Here is a 3,651-nt window from a genome sequence, read left to right on the forward strand (position 1 = left end):
CGAAATTGGGTCTGTAGCTCAGTTGGTTAGAGCGCACCCCTGATAAGGGTGAGGTCGGCAGTTCGAATCTGCCCAGACCCACCAATTTTGTGTGGGAAACGCCTGTAGAAATACGGGGCCATAGCTCAGCTGGGAGAGCGCCTGCCTTGCACGCAGGAGGTCAACGGTTCGATCCCGTTTGGCTCCACCACTACTGCTTCTGAAGTAAAGCTTAGAAATGAGCATTCCATCGCTGTGATGATGAATGTTGATTTCTAGTCTTTGACTAGTTCGTTCTTTAAAAATTTGGGTATGTGATAGAAAGATAGACTGAACGTTACTTTCACTGGTAACGGATCAGGCTAAGGTAAAATTTGTGAGTTCTCTTAGTTGAGAAATTCGAATTTTCGGCGAATGTCGTCTTCACAGTATAACCAGATTGCTTGGGGTTATATGGTCAAGTGAAGAAGCGCATACGGTGGATGCCTTGGCAGTCAGAGGCGATGAAAGACGTGGTAGCCTGCGAAAAGCTTCGGGGAGTCGGCAAACAGACTTTGATCCGGAGATGTCTGAATGGGGGAACCCAGCCATCATAAGATGGTTATCTTGTACTGAATACATAGGTGCAAGAGGCGAACCAGGGGAACTGAAACATCTAAGTACCCTGAGGAAAAGAAATCAACCGAGATTCCCTTAGTAGTGGCGAGCGAACGGGGACTAGCCCTTAAGTGGCTTTGAGATTAGCGGAACGCTCTGGAAAGTGCGGCCATAGTGGGTGATAGCCCTGTACGCGAAAATCTCTTGGTCATGAAATCGAGTAGGACGGAGCACGAGAAACTTTGTCTGAATATGGGGGGACCATCCTCCAAGGCTAAATACTACTGACTGACCGATAGTGAACTAGTACCGTGAGGGAAAGGCGAAAAGAACCCCGGAGAGGGGAGTGAAATAGATCCTGAAACCGTATGCGTACAAGCAGTGGGAGCCCACTTTGTTGGGTGACTGCGTACCTTTTGTATAATGGGTCAGCGACTTATTTTCAGTGGCGAGCTTAACCGAATAGGGGAGGCGTAGCGAAAGCGAGTCTTAATAGGGCGTCTAGTCGCTGGGAATAGACCCGAAACCGGGCGATCTATCCATGGGCAGGTTGAAGGTTAGGTAACACTGACTGGAGGACCGAACCGACTACCGTTGAAAAGTTAGCGGATGACCTGTGGATCGGAGTGAAAGGCTAATCAAGCTCGGAGATAGCTGGTTCTCCTCGAAAGCTATTTAGGTAGCGCCTCATGTATCACTGTAGGGGGTAGAGCACTGTTTCGGCTAGGGGGTCATCCCGACTTACCAAACCGATGCAAACTCCGAATACCTACAAGTGCCGAGCATGGGAGACACACGGCGGGTGCTAACGTCCGTCGTGAAAAGGGAAACAACCCAGACCGTCAGCTAAGGTCCCAAAGTTATGGTTAAGTGGGAAACGATGTGGGAAGGCTTAGACAGCTAGGAGGTTGGCTTAGAAGCAGCCACCCTTTAAAGAAAGCGTAATAGCTCACTAGTCGAGTCGGCCTGCGCGGAAGATGTAACGGGGCTCAAACCATACACCGAAGCTACGGGTATCACTTAGGTGATGCGGTAGAGGAGCGTTCTGTAAGCCTGTGAAGGTGAGTTGAGAAGCTTGCTGGAGGTATCAGAAGTGCGAATGCTGACATGAGTAACGACAATGGGTGTGAAAAACACCCACGCCGAAAGACCAAGGTTTCCTGCGCAACGTTAATCGACGCAGGGTTAGTCGGTCCCTAAGGCGAGGCTGAAAAGCGTAGTCGATGGAAAACAGGTTAATATTCCTGTACTTCTGGTTATTGCGATGGAGGGACGGAGAAGGCTAGGCCAGCTTGGCGTTGGTTGTCCAAGTTTAAGGTGGTAGGCTGGAATCTTAGGTAAATCCGGGATTCTAAGGCCGAGAGCTGATGACGAGTTACCCTTTGGGTGACGAAGTGGTTGATGCCATGCTTCCAAGAAAAGCTTCTAAGCTTCAGGTAACCAGGAACCGTACCCCAAACCGACACAGGTGGTTGGGTAGAGAATACCAAGGCGCTTGAGAGAACTCGGGTGAAGGAACTAGGCAAAATGGCACCGTAACTTCGGGAGAAGGTGCGCCGGTGAGGGTGAAGGACTTGCTCCGTAAGCCCACGCCGGTCGAAGATACCAGGCCGCTGCGACTGTTTATTAAAAACACAGCACTCTGCAAACACGAAAGTGGACGTATAGGGTGTGACGCCTGCCCGGTGCCGGAAGGTTAATTGATGGGGTTAGCTAACGCGAAGCTCTTGATCGAAGCCCCGGTAAACGGCGGCCGTAACTATAACGGTCCTAAGGTAGCGAAATTCCTTGTCGGGTAAGTTCCGACCTGCACGAATGGCGTAACGATGGCGGCGCTGTCTCCACCCGAGACTCAGTGAAATTGAAATCGCTGTGAAGATGCAGTGTATCCGCGGCTAGACGGAAAGACCCCGTGAACCTTTACTATAGCTTTGCACTGGACTTTGAATTTGCTTGTGTAGGATAGGTGGGAGGCTTTGAAGCGTGGACGCCAGTTCGCGTGGAGCCATCCTTGAAATACCACCCTGGCAACTTTGAGGTTCTAACTCAGGTCCGTTATCCGGATCGAGGACAGTGTATGGTGGGTAGTTTGACTGGGGCGGTCTCCTCCTAAAGAGTAACGGAGGAGTACGAAGGTGCGCTCAGACCGGTCGGAAATCGGTCGTAGAGTATAAAGGCAAAAGCGCGCTTGACTGCGAGACAGACACGTCGAGCAGGTACGAAAGTAGGTCTTAGTGATCCGGTGGTTCTGTATGGAAGGGCCATCGCTCAACGGATAAAAGGTACTCCGGGGATAACAGGCTGATACCGCCCAAGAGTTCATATCGACGGCGGTGTTTGGCACCTCGATGTCGGCTCATCACATCCTGGGGCTGAAGCCGGTCCCAAGGGTATGGCTGTTCGCCATTTAAAGTGGTACGCGAGCTGGGTTTAGAACGTCGTGAGACAGTTCGGTCCCTATCTGCCGTGGACGTTTGAGATTTGAGAGGGGCTGCTCCTAGTACGAGAGGACCGGAGTGGACGAACCTCTGGTGTTCCGGTTGTCACGCCAGTGGCATTGCCGGGTAGCTATGTTCGGAATAGATAACCGCTGAAAGCATCTAAGCGGGAAACTAGCCTCAAGATGAGATCTCACTGGGACCTTGAGTCCCCTGAAGGGCCGTCGAAGACTACGACGTTGATAGGTTGGGTGTGTAAGCGCTGTGAGGCGTTGAGCTAACCAATACTAATTGCCCGTGAGGCTTGACCATATAACACCCAAGCAATTTGATGCTCCTAGTTGAAGAAACGAAAGAGACCAGATTGCGGTGTGTGAAGACGCAATGAACCGAAAGTTCGAAAAACACACAAATCTATTACATACCCAATTTGCTGAAGCGCGGCCAACTGGCCACGGTTCGGTACCCGAATTTCTTGACGACCATAGAGCATTGGAACCACCTGATCCCATCCCGAACTCAGCAGTGAAACGATGCATCGCCGATGGTAGTGTGGGGTTTCCCCATGTGAGAGTAGGTCATCGTCAAGATTAAATTCCGAAACCCCAATTGCGAAAGCAGTTGGGGTTTTGTTTTG

At 51.0% G+C, this 3,651-nt stretch carries 2 tRNA genes and 2 rRNA genes; all 4 read left to right on the plus strand.

The annotated features are described in order from the left end of the window. Positions 1–7: 7 nt before the first annotated feature. Positions 8–84, plus strand: a tRNA-Ile gene (locus KVG88_RS30875). A gap of 30 nt (positions 85–114) precedes the next feature. Further along, positions 115–190, plus strand: a tRNA-Ala gene (locus tag KVG88_RS30880). A gap of 244 nt (positions 191–434) precedes the next feature. Continuing rightward, positions 435–3,326 (plus strand): 23S ribosomal RNA (locus KVG88_RS30885). A 162-nt stretch (positions 3,327–3,488) separates the two neighbouring features. Beyond that, a 5S ribosomal RNA gene (gene rrf, locus KVG88_RS30890) occupies positions 3,489–3,604 on the plus strand. The last annotated feature ends 47 nt before the right edge of the window (positions 3,605–3,651 follow it).

It is taken from the genome of Pseudomonas azerbaijanoccidentalis (genome assembly GCF_019145495.1).
GTDB classification, from domain to species: domain Bacteria; phylum Pseudomonadota; class Gammaproteobacteria; order Pseudomonadales; family Pseudomonadaceae; genus Aquipseudomonas; species Aquipseudomonas azerbaijanoccidentalis.